The sequence below is a fragment of the Xylella taiwanensis genome (assembly GCF_013177435.1).
Classification (GTDB): domain Bacteria; phylum Pseudomonadota; class Gammaproteobacteria; order Xanthomonadales; family Xanthomonadaceae; genus Xylella; species Xylella taiwanensis.
Window position 1 is genome coordinate 215445 of record NZ_CP053627.1, and the last position, 14221, is coordinate 229665.

The window sequence follows — 14221 nt, forward strand, 5'->3', positions numbered from 1 at the left end:
GGGCAGTGGGCTGTTTTTTAAGCGCCGGTTGCCATTTGGAATATAGGTGTTCTTCGATTCTACAGCTTTGAGTCAGATACGTATCACATGCTGGCCTTGTATCCATTCAGAGTGCCCCAATTCTTTAATTGTTTTATGAGTCACAATAGTATTTCAATGTTGTTCACATTCAACGATTGAAGTGGTGTTCTGATGAATCGCTTCATCAATAACTTGCTGTGGCCAGGATCCTGCTCTGCTTGCCACAGTATCGACGAAGTAAAGTGGGCGCCTTTTGGATTCGTCGTAAAGCCGTCCCAGGTATTCGCCGATGAGGCCTAGTGCGATCAATTGTACCCCTCCTAAAAGTAAGATGACCGCCATCATTGTTGGCCAACCGGGTACTCGATCGCCGAGAATAAGTGCTTTGAGCACGATCCAGGCGCCGTAGGTAAAAGCGAACGCAGCGGTTACCAGCCCCAGGTAGGTGGTTACCCGTAAGGGTGCGGTGGAGAAACTGGTGATACCTTCTAAGGCAAAGTTCCAAAGTCGCCAGAAGGTGAACTTGCTGTGCCCAGCCAGACGTGGCTCACGTCGGTACGGTAGTGCGATCTGACGGAAGCCGACCCAGCCGAATAGTCCCTTCATGAAACGGTGGCGTTCGCGTATTTGACGCAATGCCTGTAATGCGCGTGGTGAAAGCAGGCGGAAATCGCCTGTGTCGGTGGGAATCGGGGTAGGGGATAGGTGCCCGATCATCCGGTAAAACGATGCTGCTAAGAAACGCTTTATCAGCCCCTCACCTTCCCTTTTCAGGCGAGTACCGTAGACGTTATCGTAACCAGCGCGCCAACGTGCGACGAACTGTGGAATGAGCTCTGGAGGATCCTGCCCATCTGCATCCAGAAGCACTACTGCGCCAAATGGTGTGTTGTCCAGACCGGCAGTGATAGCAATTTCCTTGCCGAAGTTACGTGAAAGCCTGATTCCTCCGGCACGTGGATCAGTGACTACTAATGCTTGAATGATGTTCCATGTTTGATCGCTGCTACCATCGTCAACATACAGCACACGCCCATCAAGTTCTGGAAGGGCGTTCAATGCAGCGACGACGCGTAGGTGCAACAGAGGTAGAGTTTGCGCCTCGTTGTAGGCGGGAACCACAACAGTGAGGGATTCTCGATTCATATCGCTGTATGGTACGGGTGCAGAACGATCGTTAGCTACTGCTAGTGTGGTGAAAATGTTCCATCCTATCCTCTTTCAAATCCGATTAGCGTGACAGCACCAACCGTCAGTGCTTTGTGTAGAGATCGTGCTATGAACATCACGTACCCGTAGGATCAGTGTCCGCTGCTGCATGTGGTGCGTTGACGGATCATGTTCCAACCCTTGGCTCGTTTAAGACAGATGCGTCCTTAAATGACTTTGCAGTAGCTGCAAAGTGATCAGCAACAACACTGTGTGTTGGCTGCGTCATGTGTTTCGCCAAGTTTCGGTTGCACGTTTTGGTGTGTCCAGACTGGGAGCCAAGCATCAGAAATAGTAACTCGATCTGGGACGGGATAATGGCTTTCTGATATTGATACGTTAAATTCGCTGGCCAGCTTGGCATTATCCATTGCTTATGTTTGCGTAGTGGTATCGCGATCTTCCAAAGTACACCGGTCTTCACATTGAACCGCTTGTTGATCGCTTGATATTTCAACATGGTCCCAGTCCTGGATTTCATACCTATCTAGCAGATTTTTGGCATCGTCCACATTGCCACTCGTGCCAAGCACGATGTGAGTCAGTCAGTAGGCATCGTCAATACCTAAGCACCATTACTGCTCCGTAGAATCACTGGAGAGTACTGGTTGTTGGTGTTCCTGATTCGGCTGTGCCTGATAATCACTATTCCATCAGCTACTGGGCTTGGTTTGATTTGTCCCATTGGGTTGACGCAATGTGCTGGATTTTCAGGTAATGCTCCAAAATACGCGACAGAATCGTAAAGGTGGAACGCTCTACTCGGGGAGGACTAGTCTAGTGAAATCACCAATGTACTCACCAAACAGTTGCCCCTCTTTCCATCAGTGACGCTGAGTGACTAAGGATACGAAGCATCGTCTGCGCTGCTTGTGATGGACGATTCAGCAGAGCGGGTAACACCCGTGCCTCAAGTTGCGACGGTGGTGTCGTGTGCTCCATCCTATTGGGAAACGTGTGCTGCTGAGCGTGCTTTACTGCAGCTTTAAGGACTAGGTTGTGTTGCTTCATGCTTCTGATCATCTTCTTACTTCAGAATCCTGACAAGCTAAAAGTATGTCGAGGATCTTTAAGATGCTAGACGACAGCGGCCTGGAAACTGGTGATTCCAGTTGTCAAGTGGGTGTGATTTTCAACCCAAACAATCGTTCCGTATTGGCGCTAGTCACTTTGGATATTTCGGTACGATCCTGTTTGCGTAACGTTGCGATGTAGTCCAAGATCGCCGGCAGACGCCCTGGTTCGTTGCGTTGTCCACGGATCTCGCTGTCTGGTTGGTAAGGTGCATCCGTCTCCAGCAACAGATAATCCAATGGTATCTCCACCGCCAATCGGTGCAAACGATTAGCACGTGTGTAGGTCAGAGCCCCTCCCAAGCTGATCATGAAGCCTAGCTTCCAGAGTTGTCGTGCCTGCTCTACGCTACCGGAGAAGCTATGTATGACGCCACGCAGTTTTCCTACCGTCTTGATCGAGGTGATGACTTGTTCGACCGCATGCCGAGCATGCACGATCACCGGCAATGCGTACTCTCGGGAAAGGATCAGTTGACTGATGAAGTAAGTGTGCTGCAGCTGCGTGTTCAGCCCCTGCAAGTGGAAGTCTAGGCCGCATTCGCCAATTGCGCAGGGGCGCTCGCGTTCAACCCAGTCTCGCAATGCATGTAGGTGCGTTGGGTGATGTTCTGTCAGGAAGATAGGGTGCAGCCCGTAGGCTGGATATAGTCCTTGTGTTTGCGTGCAAATTGTCCGTAGCTTCGGCCATTTGGCTGCGGTGACTGCTGGTATCACTTGCGCGATGACTCCGGCAGCCTGGGCACGTGCAATTATCTCGGTACGGTCGCTATCGAATTCGTCCGCATCCAGATGGCAGTGGCTGTCAATCAATACGACACTCATCGTGTTGGTAGGGTCAGATGCAGGCGGTTTACATTCTGCTGACAGCAATGCGACGAGAAATAATCGCTGCGTTGTTCAGCAGCGCCAAATTAGGTGGGATGAAATTCAATCGTAAGCATAAATAGGGTCGAGTTAATCTGGGTTACAGAAGGCTAAGCACAGTGAGATGTAAAAAGTGAACAGATGCTGTCATTCGTATGATCGGTGTATCACGATCCAAGATGAGTAATCGCTGAATTTAACATTGGAGACACAGAAATCCACACCTATTCGTTCAGGTTCATCGTGCTGCAATGCCACTGTGAACTAAGTAGGCTAGGTGCCGCAGGAATATTTTATGAACAATCAGACGAGGATGGTTTTAGTAGCTTTGGGAGCACTGTTAATAGGTGGAGTAGCGACAGCTGCTTTCATGAATACCCGTAGCCACGATGCTGGTTATATGGTGAATGGACATTCAGACAATCGCACGGGACTTGAGTATGCCGACGTCATACGCGTTGATACGATTACTGAGAAAAAGACGGTGTATGGCCAAGTGGTGTCAGTCGATCCGATTCGTGACACCACCACGATGACGGCACCGCGAGAGATATGCCGTGATGTGATGGTGCAGCAGCGTCTCCCTGAGCGTGATGGCAACGTTGGTGGTACAGCACTTGGTGCATTGATTGGCGGTTTGGTTGGCAATCAATTTGGTCGTGGTAACGGTCGCAAGGCATTAACCGCTGCGGGTGCGGTCGCTGGCGGCTTCATTGGTAATGAGGTGGATCGCGAGCATGTTGGCGGACGTGTGGTAGAGCGCACCGAGCGCCGGTGTCATTCTGAGAATTCTACGGTCCAATCGAGCCATGTCAGTGGCTACAGCGTGACCTATCGTAAGGATGACGGTACTACGGGGACGCTACGTATGAGCAGTAAGCCGGGAGATCGCGTCGAGCTTGGCCAGGCAGACAATGTGGTGGGTTACGACGTGACCTATCGCTACGATGGTCAGGAGAGGACAGTGCGTCTGAATGAAAAACCAATTGGCAATCACCTGCCGCTGGTGGATGGGCAGTTAGTTAACCAGACTACAGCTACGACGAGCCATTCCGTCAATCTTTGAGTAATGTGCACTCCTAATGGCTTTCGTAGTCATTCGCGTTAGTTTGGTTCCTTGCCGTCACAACGCCTGCAACGGGATTGCTTCTCGTCGTTTTTTTATCCCTTTGCAGGGCAATATTGATCGTAGCAGTACCAGTGAACATCAAACGATCATTCCATGAATACAACCCCAGCAATAGTGCGGTATCTGCATCAGATGTAACACCACCCACAGCTACTCCGCGTTATGTCCTAGACAGCACATCGTTGGAGCAGTTGATGAACCTCCCAGACAACAATGATGGATGTGGGCAGTTCTCAAGCCACCAAGCCCGCATCATTTCGACACGTAACAGAACCGCACTGTAACCCGCTACAGCCCCCCTCTTTGACCCCGTCTACACAAGCCAAAGATCACAAAGCCAAGCGTATTCCGTTGAGTTAAAACAAAAAGTATTTTGGTCAGCATCCCTTGTAGTACGAACACTCAGTGTATGAACCCTGAGTTGCACAGATACACAAGATAATGACAACACCTGCTTATCCATTCACTGTGCGGGCCACTTAAGCGGGAGACCTTGCACCTGCAGTTCGAGTACTGCACTCAAACGCCACTAATACCAGCACATGTTGATGACAAGCACGGCTGTAGACCTACGATAGCAAGTCTACAGCCATCCCCAGTGAATCGCCTCAAAGACGCAAATGCAAGACCCTAAATAATGAGTGCCCATCATCGTTCACACCCACCAAATGAGGATTAGATTGCATCCCTCATGAGTCATCAATGATGGGATGTTTGAAGGTGTGGTTGACATCGGAATTGGTATTCAGACCACGGCATATGCGCCATGTAGTGAAGTGGCCAAGCGTGATTAGCATGAGGCAACAGCTTTGCCAGCTTGGGGATTAACCCAGGTAAGTCATTGAAGGCTCCTCAGGGTAAGTTGAATGTCAGCACTTTGAAATACTAAGTTTGCATCGTTTACCAGGGCCAACCAACCTAATTGCAAAATTATATAAGAATTGCAAGTTTGTAGTTTAGTCTTTATTACATAGGCAATTGGATTCTTATAATCAACGTATCGTTGTTTCCGCAATACAAATGACAGTGCCGTCTACCATGACAGCCTCTGTGTGTCGTTCCTTGGTGTACGGAAGTACCTTCATATGTACATGCTTTTTCTTCCAGATATACGACGTTGCGCTGCTGATTTCGTGTTCGTAATGGATTCCAGGGATTCATGCTCGTGGATCGGATTCCTTGGAGAGAGTTTTCTATGTGTAAGGAGTTCTACTGCATTGATGAATCACCTTAACAAACGCACCTCAAGGACAGTCTTTATTTAATTTGTCATCGACATCTTGCCAATTTCAGCCGATGCATAGCAGGAATAATACTGATTTCGTGACCTGGAGATAAAAGGAAATAAAAAGTCCTCTTCCCGATGGGCATCGGTCAGGAAGAGGGACGGATAAACTATGATCGAAAATGGATCAGATCAGCGGTGCTGGGGTAATCGGCAACGCAACCAGAGCAGCTTTCTTCTTGCGCGCCATTGGCTTCTTCTTAGCAACCGCCTTTGTGGGTTTCTTAGAGACGGTTTTCTTTATCGCCTTCTTGGCGACCTTTTTTAACACAGGCTTTTTGGCAGTTTTCACAGTTTTTTTCGCAGTGACCTTTTTCACCACCTTTTTGGCATTCTTTACCGCTGCCTTCTTCACGATTGCTTTCTTCAGTGCAGGCTTCTTGGCACTCTTTATTGTCTTTATTGTCTTTATTGTCTTTTTTGCAGCGACTTTCTTTAGCACCGGTTTCTTGGCGCTCTTCACGGCCTTTTCGGACTTTTTCGTGGTGGTCTTCTTAGCAGCAGCTTTCTTCGTGGCCATGTGATTGGCTCCTCGTCAGTGAACTATGAGTTTGAAACGCCCAGTTGAACCAAACCCGCAGCACATGAGTGGCAGCGAGAATCGACCGCATCTGGACACAAGCGGAACGATATAGAAATATCGGTATCGAATACCGATACGGATCCATCAGAAACATCACCTTATTTCAGAGTAAAGCCAAGGAGTGACACCACTATTGGAACCACGTTGATGCACATTCGACCCTCTGTTCTTGGCTTGATTTTGATCTGACCCACTCTCTTCTTGATCAATCTCTACTGGGCGAAACCTAATCACGCTCTTTTTTAGTGTCAACACTCGCACGTGAAAAAATTCATCGAAAACTTGTGCTGTAATACCATAATGCTCTCTCTAATCGTTCACTGTGGCTGTCTGAGACTCTCTGCCGCAGATCAATAGGATGATGCCAACAGAAAGAAAAAGGCTTTTTTAAAGCATGTTTTTTGCATGGTTTGAATCTCCTTAGTATGTTTGAGGGAAGGTCGGTGCGTGCGAACAACGCCATCAGTGTATAACTATTGAACAGCTGAAAATTTGATCCTCAATCCTACTCTGATGAGTCGATGTAGGGTGAAATTGCGCAAAAAATTTGCACGTCAGAGACGCTCAACGGTGTGCCTACGGTCCTCTGTACGCTACCTGATTCACAGAGGCTCAATCATGCAGCAGCGTCCGTAACCTAGCTTTCAGGTTGCCTGTATGCAGTGATGCATACGGTGGTCCAAAAAGAGTCTGGAGAGGTTGAGTTGTAGAAATCGGCAACTTCCGATGTGAGCTCATTGAAGTGGGCTGTGTGGAACAACTTATTCATGTCATTGGAGACTGTGTTCCGACGCAGGCATTGCCCGTTAGTATTGCGAGTGCTATCCACTTACTACATCCAAACCAATAATTTCATGGTTATTCTGTAGGGAGTTAAGGTCACTTGGTTTGCCGTATCATCGTGGTTGCCATCTTTCGAGTTCTTTTCAGGACTCTTTAGTAGTCGGAAGTAGCTCGAATTGGAACACTGGATAGAATTTGTTCCTTGCACATCGCTCACTGAGGGGCGTTTTCAATCCCGTTTGCTTCTCGCGTATCTAACGCTTGTTGTCTTTGTAAGTATCCTTGGGTGCAACCTTTTTGGCTGTTTTACTTGGGCATGTTGATTTATATTTCCTTACCTGTGCTTCCCGTCACTTTTTCTTCGCTTCTTTCCGACTTCACTATCACCGGCACCCCGCCTTGTTTCTGTTTAATGCTTTCCTGTTCGGATTAACAGTGGATTGTGATCCTCTGCCACAGATACGCTTTGCTTTACTGTGGCTATTCGGTGGTGTGATGTAGGAAAGATTCAGCGTTCGTCACTTTCTAGCAGTTCGGTGTAATCGTCGGGCGAAAGTAGATCATCAATCTGTTCTGGATCCTTCATCTCAATGACCATGATCCAACCATCACCGTAGGGATCTTCATTGATCGTCTCAGGTTTGTCGCTTAACGTAGCATTGACTTCAATCACTTTACCGGTGACCGGGCTGTAGATATCCGAGGCAGCCTTGACCGACTCGATGACCGCAGCAGTGGTGCCAGCCTCCAGGTAATCACCAACATTGGGCAATTCGACATATACCAGATCACCGAGCAGACTTTGCGCATGATCGGAAATACCCACGATGACACGATTGTTGCCTTCGATCCGGGCCCATTCGTGGGATTTGAGGAACTTGAGGTCGCCAGGAATATCACTCATGGGAAAAACACATCGGGAGAGAGCATATAGTTTAACCAACCTGAAAATGGATGAGGCTGTTCCACGACACCTTCTGCTGTGCCTGCACTGGACGTGTCGGTGTACAGTGCCTGCTTCAAGTGGACCGTGATTGGCAAGTGTCGATGAACATATTTCGCTGGATGGATTAAGGGTGTTGCTGTGATGCGTTCCGATGTGGCATCACCACCGCCACAGACACTTTGAATGTGTTAAGCATTCCAACGTTGCGGTATCGTTATGGGGATGGTGGGGGGCATATTTAGCTTTTGTTTTTGCTTCCCTAGGTCTGTCCGAATAGCGCATTGACGCCATAGCTATGGAACGCAGGATGCTCACTAGGCCTGCCTGATGAGTTCACGCGGTCTTGGCCAGACACCGGCTTGTTATTCGAGCACATACGATGGACAACTTCATTAGATCTGCCAGTGATCTTAGGGGGTATTGTTGAGACTGTTGCTCCAGAACGTGGTGTTCTTGCGTTAGCGCTAGTATCGTGTTCACCCCCTTGTTATGCGTTCTATCATGTGAGTAGTTGGTTGTGCCTTATTCCTGCCTATCATGCAGCGAATGCTGGGTGGATGAGTGGAGCTAGCATCAAACAGGTCAAAAGGTAAAGATGTACATTGATTGGCCGTCGATACGCAGAGGTTACTGGTGGCACCAGCAGCACGAGTTACGGTGAGTGGCACAAATATGGTGGCCATCGCTAAATAAGACAAATCGATTGCTTTAGATCGATTTTCCTTCAATCCAAGACGCCTGGTTGCGTTTGGCCTTCACGCACAAAGGGGAATTTGACAACTCGCACCCGGACTTCACGGTCACGGATGTTGACCCGTACCTCACTTGGTTCGCCAGCTGGCACACGTGCGAACCCGATAGCTTTGTTCAAGGTCGGTGAAAACGTACCGGAAAGGATTTCGCCCTCGCCCTGTGCGGTTAATACTTTCTGACCATGGCGCAGCACTCCTTTCTCGTCCATGACTAAGCCGATCATCTGTCGCGAGACACCTGTAGTTTTTTGCTGTTCGAGCACGTTACGACCGATAAAGTTGCGACCTTCATCAAGCATGACGGTCCAGCCCAGTGCAGCTTCGTAGGGTGAAACCTGCTCGTCCATATCCTGGCCGTAGAGGTTCATACCTGCTTCTAGACGTAACGTGTCGCGTGCGCCAAGTCCGATGGGTTTCACACCTGTCTCCAACAGCGCATTCCATAACGCTGTAGTTTTTTCTTGTGGCAGTAAAATCTCAAAGCCGTCCTCACCGGTATACCCAGTGCGTGAAATAAACAGCGCCGCTCTCAAGTGCGAGGTCACTTCTAGTGCAGCGAAGCGCCTAAGTTTTTCCACTGCATTGCGGTTGGTTTCGGTCAATAGTCTAATTACCTGTGCGCGTGCGTTCGGTCCCTGTATAGCGATCATTGCCAAGTCTGCGCGCTCTTCAACCAGTACCTTGAACGCAGTAGCCTGTGCATCAATCCATGCCAAATCCTTTTCCCGGGTAGCAGCATTAACGATAAAACGAAAGTAATCCTCACGTAGGTAATAGACGATCAAATCGTCGATCACACCGCCTTGCGGATTCAACATGCAGCTATACAGGGCTTTGCCAGATACCTTGAGCTTGTCTACCGAATTAGCTAATAGCTGGCGCAAGAAGTTGCGCACGTGTATCCCATGCACATCAATGACGGTCATATGACTGACGTCGAACATACCAGCGTTGCGCCTGACCTGATGATGCTCATCGATCTGTGAGCCGTAGTGAATAGGCATCTCCCAGCCGCTGAAGTCGACCATCTTGGCACCGAGTGCCCGGTGGGCGTCGTTGAGAATCGTCTTTTTGATCATGGCATAAAGGTTCTCATTATCTTTACAAGCATCTGGATGTCGTGGAATGAGCGTCTGTGCTGTACTTAGGTCCGAGTTGTCATGCTGGCATAATGAGTCGCACCAGATGGCAATAGGATGCGATGGCGTGACGTCATATGCATTGTCGGCACTCAAGCTAGTTGTACCTTGAGTGTGGTGCCATCTAAATCTAAAGCAACGATCTGGACTTGACTGCCGATGGGTAAGTCGGGGCCACTGATGGCCCAAAACGTGTCATCAATTTTGATCCGAGCTTTGCCGTCAACGATGGCGTGATCAAGCACGATGACACGCCCGACCAGCTGATCGGCACGGCGATTCAGCAGCGGACGGTCACTGTCACGGTCGATACTGCGGAACCAAGTCCTGTAGATATAGATTGAAACGAAGCTTAGCGCAACGAAAGCGAACACTTGCAGCAGCAGCGAAGTATCCGGAAGCAGCAGCACAGCAACGAACACGGCTGTTGCTGCAATCCCCATCCACAGCATGAACGCGCCAGGTGCCAGTGCCTCGGCAGCGAACAATAGTAGAGCGGCCGCTACCCATCCCACAACGTCCCAGCGCATGACTCAACCTCGGTGCGGTGGTTGAGACTGTGTCGCAACATGACCGGACTTACCCAATGCTTCCTTGGTCAAGTCGGCAATGCCGGCGATCGAGCTAATGATGCCTGAGGATTCCATCGGCATCAGGATGAACTTCTGGTTGGGAGCAGTGGCCAGTTCCTTGAATGCTTCAACGTATTTCTGTGCAACAAAGTAGTTGATTGCTTGCACGTTACCCTCTGCGATGGCATCGGAGAGCATCCGAGTTGCTTTGGCTTCCGCTTCTGCTAAGCGCTCACGTGCCTCTGCTTCACGGAACGCGGCCTCCTTGCGGCCCTCGGCTTCCATCACAGCGGCTTGCTTCTCCCCGTCGGCACGTAGGATTGCGGATTGGCGTACCCCCTCCGCTTCCAGGATTGTTGCACGCCTGTTTTGTTCGGCCATCTTTTGTTGTTGCATCGATTCGGCCAGATTCTGCGGCGGCTGAATGTCTTTGATATCGATACGAGTGACCTTCACCCCCCACGGGCTGGTGGCGTGCTCGACGACGCTCAACAGCTTGGCATTGATTGTTTCGCGTTGACTTAATGATTCGTCGAAGTCTATCGAGCCAACCACGGTGCGAATGTTGGTCTGCACCAATGCGATCATCGCAATTTCCAAGTTGGCAACCTCGTAGGCAGCCTTGGCAGCGTCGAGTACTTGGAAAAACACCACCCCGTCCACGCGCACTCCCGCGTTATCTTTGGTGATGACCTCCTGACTAGGTACAGCCAGTACCTGCTCCATCATGCTTACTTTGCGTCCGACGCTGTAGATGACAGGAATCAAGAAATGCAGGCCCGGTTTCATGGTGTGGGTGTAACGACCGAACTTCTCCACGGTCCACTCATAACCTTGCGGCACCATGATCACGGATTTGAACAGCATGATAATGCCGGTGACCAGCACAATTAACGCCAATAAATTACTTGCCAACATTGGAATTCCTTTTTATCCCTGAATAGACCCAGTATGCATGAATGTGGTCACTCTCTACAGAATGAATGGTAGCTTGATGTCCTTACAGCATGTCGCGGCGATTGGTAGGGCCATAGAAACATGATTTGTCAGTGCCGCTGTAACAAGACATGACGGGTCACGTGTCAATTGTTGCCATAAGCCAGCGTCTCTAAACTAGTAAGTCAAGCAGTACACACACACGATAGTAACAAGTGCCTACATAGTGTCATTGCTGACAAAGTGTCACCACATCCAAGGTGCGGTTGAAAAGATAAAACCATTTAGAAATGGTGAAAGCGTGGTACGGCAGATGCATGCCGTGGTTAAACCTAAGCATCCTTTTCCGGGGCGATGGAAACATGATCACTGGCTTATGTTATGTAGACTGCCCTATTCGGGTAGCGGGCTCGACCCATATCGATGGGATGCCTTCTATCCATGACAGTCGCAGCAACACAGCGGCGATATAAACTCCTAGGAGCTGCCAGATGTTGATGTGTGTAAACACAGTCGAGTAAAAGTCAGCACATGAGACAAATATTGCCAAGTTAGCTGTGACTGGTTGCAACAACCCGACATTGAATTCATCGCAAGCCTAGTCTGGTAGCAACCAAATAGAGTTTGGTGCGATGTGTGGCGGCGTTTTACAGAAGCAGCGTTCTCATGGTGCCGATGGATCGACTTCCTGGCGTTTGACAGCCTTCCACAGGATTTCTTGCTCTGATAGTGGCATGTGCTCTAGCGTAGTGCCTGCAGCACTTGCTGCTGTTTCCATCGCGCGGAAGTGTCCTTCGAACTTAAGGTTGGTGCGGCGTAGTGCATTACCCGGATCAACCTTGGCGTGGTGGGCAAGGCTGATGCAGAGGAAGAGCAGATTGCCGAATGTCTCCTCAATCTGTTCATCGCTGTCCTTCATGGTGTCCAGCAGAAACGTTTGGTGAATGTGCTCCAGTGTTTCCTGTACCTTGACGATGGCAGGGATTGGGCCTGATCCCTTGAAGCCAGCGCGTGTGGTGCGTTCCTGCAACTTGAGCGTGCGTAGCCATTCTGGTAGACCGCGGGAGATTCCGGCTAGCGCAGAATCGTCACGCTCGCCAACAGCTTCGCGTTCTTGGCGCTTAATGGCTTCCCAGTTAGTGCTGACTGCTTGAGCATCATCGACTGTAACTTCACCAAAGACGTGCGGATGCCTGCGTACCATTTTATTGGTAATTGCTGCAATCACGTCGCTAAATTCGAACGCACCCTGCTCGGCGGCCATATGCGCATGGAAAACGATTTGTAGCAGTAGATCGCCGAGTTCGTCTTTTAAGGCGGTCAAGTCGCTGCGGTCAATTGCGTCAACAACCTCGTAGGCTTCCTCAATCACGTAAGGCGCAATCGTGGCAAAGTCTTGTTTCAAATTCCAAGGGCATCCCCGGATTGGGTCGCGTAGGCGTGCCATGATTGATAGCAAAGTCTCAATGTGGTGTGAGGAGCCGGGAAGATCAAACATGCGGAAAGTACCAGAATGGGGAATAGGATGGTTCAGGCCAACCAATCGCGCCAAGGCAGCGTGGTGTCGCCCAGTGCGATAAAACCGCTGTTAAGCAGCGTCTCGCGTCTGTTGTAGCACAACGGTTTTCCAGTCTCGATGCTAAGCAGTGCACCGCCCGCAGCATGCAGCACGCACTGGCCGGCGGCAGTATCCCACTCAGCGGTGGTGCCTAGACGCGGGTACACATCGAGCGTGCCTTCAGCAAGGCGGCAGAACTTCAGTGCCGATCCCTGCGAGACCAGCGTTGTTTCTTTCATGTGTGTCAGCAACGCAGCGGTTTGCGCATCAAGGTGTGAGCGGCTGACGGCCACACGTAACGATCTGGCGGCGGGTACCTGCACGTGCAACGTGGTATCACGGTTACCATCACGGCGGAATGCCTGTTCGCCGTGCATCGCATACCAGATGGTGCCTTCCACCGGTGCCAGGATCACCGCGTAGACGGGGATACCTTCGTGGATAAGAGCAATGTTCACGCAGAACTCACCGTTGCGTTTGATGAATTCGCGAGTACCATCGAGTGGATCGACCAACCAGTAGCTAGTCCAGCAGCCGCGTTCCTTCCAAGTGCGTTCTGGTGACTCTTCCGACAAAACGGGCAGATTTGGTGTCAGTTGCTTGAGTCCGTGCATGATGATCTTGTGCGCGGCTAAATCGGCTTGAGTCAATGGACTCATGTCTGCTTTGATCTGGACCTGGAAATGATCCTGATAGATATCCATGATCGCTCTGCCGGCATCGGTAGCGATGCCGATGATCGATTCGCGAAGATCGTTGGATATATTGATCATTTCTGCTGTTCCAGCCATTCACGGACAATGAACAGTGCTGCCAGGGAACGGCCTTCGGAGAAATCTTCACGAAGCATCAACTCGTTTAACTTTGAAAGCTTCCAGGGAATGACCTCAAGCGCTTCTGGCTCGTCGCCGACCAGACGTTCGGTGTACAGATCACATGCCATCACCAACCAGGACTGGTGATTCATATACCCTGGGACAAGGGTGATGGCACGTAGTACGCGTAGATCCCGTGCACCATAACCTGCCTCTTCTTTCAATTCACGATCAGCGGCTTGTTCTGCGGTTTCACCGGCATCAATACGCCCTTTGACAAGACCAAGCTCATAACGGTGAACACCAGCAGCGTATTCACGCACCAGCAGGACAGTCTGCGGATCGAGCAGTGGCACCACCACCACCGCACCGTATCCGCGTGAAATGTGGCGTTGGTACAGGCGGCGCTGGCCGTTGGAAAATTCCAGGTCGAGTTGTTGCCGCCGAAATTGGCTATCGCCGATTTCCTCAATGCGATGGATCATCGGCAGGCGGCGGTTCATGACAGACACACACCGGCAAGACCGGTCGATACAATAAGTGGATGCATCAC

The 14221-nt window shown here is 50.2% G+C and carries 11 protein-coding genes; 1 reads left to right on the forward strand and 10 read right to left on the reverse strand.

Annotated elements, in window-relative coordinates:
• Window positions 1-153: 153 nt before the first annotated feature.
• Both PLS229_RS00805 and PLS229_RS00810 read right to left on the reverse strand, forming a co-directional pair.
• Window positions 154-1167, reverse strand: a complete 1014-nt coding sequence (locus PLS229_RS00805) for a glycosyltransferase family 2 protein (RefSeq protein WP_038271025.1) — start codon at window positions 1165-1167, stop codon at window positions 154-156.
• A gap of 1178 nt (window positions 1168-2345) precedes the next feature.
• Entirely contained in the window at window positions 2346-3128 is a 783-nt protein-coding gene (locus PLS229_RS00810; RefSeq protein ID WP_038271027.1) for a TatD family hydrolase, read from the reverse strand.
• Window positions 3129-3465: 337 nt separating this feature from the next.
• Between PLS229_RS00810 and PLS229_RS00815 the strand changes: the two genes are divergently transcribed.
• Window positions 3466-4236 carry a glycine zipper 2TM domain-containing protein gene (locus PLS229_RS00815; protein ID WP_038271029.1) on the forward strand — a complete coding sequence of 257 codons (771 nt, stop codon included), beginning with the start codon at window positions 3466-3468 and terminating at the stop codon, window positions 4234-4236.
• A 1475-nt stretch (window positions 4237-5711) separates the two neighbouring features.
• Here the strand turns inward: PLS229_RS00815 and PLS229_RS00820 are convergent.
• From PLS229_RS00820 to nudE, 8 genes are all read right to left on the reverse strand, one after another.
• Window positions 5712-6104, reverse strand: coding sequence for a hypothetical protein (locus PLS229_RS00820; protein ID WP_038271030.1), 393 nt, complete (start codon window positions 6102-6104; stop codon window positions 5712-5714).
• Between the two features lie 1354 nt (window positions 6105-7458).
• Entirely contained in the window at window positions 7459-7854 is a 396-nt protein-coding gene (gcvH, locus tag PLS229_RS00825; protein WP_038271031.1) for a glycine cleavage system protein GcvH, read from the reverse strand.
• 766 nt (window positions 7855-8620) lie between these two features.
• The gene (gene gcvT / locus PLS229_RS00830; RefSeq protein WP_038271032.1) at window positions 8621-9727 is read right to left on the reverse strand and encodes a glycine cleavage system aminomethyltransferase GcvT; all 1107 of its coding nucleotides are present in this window, start codon (window positions 9725-9727) and stop codon (window positions 8621-8623) included.
• A 152-nt stretch (window positions 9728-9879) separates the two neighbouring features.
• Window positions 9880-10317, reverse strand: a complete 438-nt coding sequence (locus PLS229_RS00835) for an NfeD family protein (protein WP_038271033.1) — start codon at window positions 10315-10317, stop codon at window positions 9880-9882.
• Between the two features lie 3 nt (window positions 10318-10320).
• Complete coding sequence (locus tag PLS229_RS00840; RefSeq protein ID WP_038271034.1) at window positions 10321-11277, reverse strand: SPFH domain-containing protein; 957 nt, start codon at window positions 11275-11277, stop codon at window positions 10321-10323.
• Between the two features lie 682 nt (window positions 11278-11959).
• Complete coding sequence (gene mazG / locus PLS229_RS00845; protein WP_038271035.1) at window positions 11960-12793, reverse strand: nucleoside triphosphate pyrophosphohydrolase; 834 nt, start codon at window positions 12791-12793, stop codon at window positions 11960-11962.
• Between the two features lie 32 nt (window positions 12794-12825).
• Complete coding sequence (gene cysQ, locus PLS229_RS00850; RefSeq protein ID WP_038271037.1) at window positions 12826-13626, reverse strand: 3'(2'),5'-bisphosphate nucleotidase CysQ; 801 nt, start codon at window positions 13624-13626, stop codon at window positions 12826-12828.
• The gene (gene nudE / locus PLS229_RS00855; protein WP_038271039.1) at window positions 13623-14171 is read right to left on the reverse strand and encodes an ADP compounds hydrolase NudE; all 549 of its coding nucleotides are present in this window, start codon (window positions 14169-14171) and stop codon (window positions 13623-13625) included. Before nudE ends, cysQ begins: the two co-directional genes overlap by 4 nt.
• Window positions 14172-14221: the final 50 nt, after the last annotated feature.

What these genes read in the sequence shown, in the direction of transcription:
- PLS229_RS00805 (WP_038271025.1), bottom strand. Translation starts at nt 1,167, where the DNA reads ATGAATCGAGAATCCCTCACTGTTGTGGTTCCCGCCTACAACGAGGCG.
- PLS229_RS00810 (WP_038271027.1), bottom strand. Translation starts at nt 3,128, where the DNA reads ATGAGTGTCGTATTGATTGACAGCCACTGCCATCTGGATGCGGACGAA.
- PLS229_RS00815 (WP_038271029.1), top strand. Translation starts at nt 3,466, where the DNA reads ATGAACAATCAGACGAGGATGGTTTTAGTAGCTTTGGGAGCACTGTTA.
- PLS229_RS00820 (WP_038271030.1), bottom strand. Translation starts at nt 6,104, where the DNA reads ATGGCCACGAAGAAAGCTGCTGCTAAGAAGACCACCACGAAAAAGTCC.
- gcvH (WP_038271031.1), bottom strand. Translation starts at nt 7,854, where the DNA reads ATGAGTGATATTCCTGGCGACCTCAAGTTCCTCAAATCCCACGAATGG.
- gcvT (WP_038271032.1), bottom strand. Translation starts at nt 9,727, where the DNA reads ATGATCAAAAAGACGATTCTCAACGACGCCCACCGGGCACTCGGTGCC.
- PLS229_RS00835 (WP_038271033.1), bottom strand. Translation starts at nt 10,317, where the DNA reads ATGCGCTGGGACGTTGTGGGATGGGTAGCGGCCGCTCTACTATTGTTC.
- PLS229_RS00840 (WP_038271034.1), bottom strand. Translation starts at nt 11,277, where the DNA reads ATGTTGGCAAGTAATTTATTGGCGTTAATTGTGCTGGTCACCGGCATT.
- mazG (WP_038271035.1), bottom strand. Translation starts at nt 12,793, where the DNA reads ATGTTTGATCTTCCCGGCTCCTCACACCACATTGAGACTTTGCTATCA.
- cysQ (WP_038271037.1), bottom strand. Translation starts at nt 13,626, where the DNA reads ATGATCAATATATCCAACGATCTTCGCGAATCGATCATCGGCATCGCT.
- nudE (WP_038271039.1), bottom strand. Translation starts at nt 14,171, where the DNA reads ATGAACCGCCGCCTGCCGATGATCCATCGCATTGAGGAAATCGGCGAT.